General features: G+C 45.4%; 2 protein-coding genes. Both read left to right on the top strand.

All coding sequences use genetic code 11. From position 1 onward, the window contains the following. On the top strand, positions 1-399 hold a 399-nt coding region (locus A3729_RS32160; protein WP_197475535.1), incomplete at its 5' end, for a hypothetical protein. Between the two features lie 66 nt (positions 400-465). Further along, on the top strand, positions 466-1,167 hold a 702-nt coding region (locus tag A3729_RS03745), incomplete at its 3' end, for a sulfurtransferase (protein WP_068633202.1).

The raw sequence follows: 1,167 nt of genomic DNA, 5'->3' as shown, positions 1-1,167 counted from the left end.
GTGGGTCTGATAAGCAAAGACCGCAGCCGCTTTAAAAACTATTATTCAGTCGGGTGCCAAGATCACCCTGAACTTAAGGATTTTGAAAGCAAAATAATCAAGAATACTATTTTTGAGAAATTATGCTCTCGCCCAGCCAGTATTTGGGTGAAACCCTCTAGTGACAAGAAGATACTCGACCTGATTCCCATGAATTTCAAGGGCGCCACCGACTCAAAAGAGTTTTTCTTAATGTCGGTATTTGTTGGCAAAAAACCGGTTGCCCTTTTCTTCGCAGATAACACTGACAACCAAACACTCACCGACGCTCACTATAAACAATTCAAATACCTATGCAGCGCAGTCACTACTTCCTTACAGCATCAAGCGAATCGTCAAGCATCAAAGGGTGAAGAATAGTTAGTCCCAAACTTTGTCATCTGGTATGATCCGCCGATCATCATTTGAAGCAATGAGAACTAACAAATGTCAGATCTGTTAATTGAAGCGCCTCAATTACTCGCACTATTAAATAATGAAGACTCCTCTGAAAAGCTGATCATCGTCGACCTTGGAAAAGAAGATCGCTACCTAAGCGCTCATATCCCCGGTGCAGTACTGGTAAGCCCTAATTTAACCCAGGCGGGTCCGCCGGTGCCCGGCCTTGCTCCGAGTAAAGAAAATTTAAACGATTTAATGCAAAGCATTGGTCTGACTCCCGATAGTCAGGTTATTGTATACGATGATGAAGGTGGCGGCTGGGCAGGACGTTTTATCTGGCTACTCGATGAAATTGGCCATAACAACTACCGCTATTTGAATGGCGGCTTGCACGCATGGGCTGCTGAAAATTTCGACATGGAAAGCGGCCCTGTGGCTAATGAAAAGTCAGATATTCAAGTGTCTTTTAGCGGTAAACATAGCCTCACTCTCGCGCAGCTAAAAGAGCTTGTAAACACTCAAGATTTGCAAATCTGGGACGCTCGTTCTCCGATGGAGCATAGTGGCGAAACTGCTTACGCAGCCAGAGGCGGCAAGATTCCCGGCGCACTAAACTACGAGTGGACTCGCGCGATGGATCAACAAAATAGCCTAAAACTAAAACCCTTTGACACCTTGTTGAGTGAGTTAGCGACTGTTGGAATAAGCCCAGAAAAGCCAACCGTCACACACTGCCAAACCCACCAT

The organism is Oleiphilus sp. HI0043 (assembly GCF_001634935.1).
Note: the sequence above shows the minus strand (reverse complement) of the source record. Positions and strands in the feature narration are given on the sequence as shown.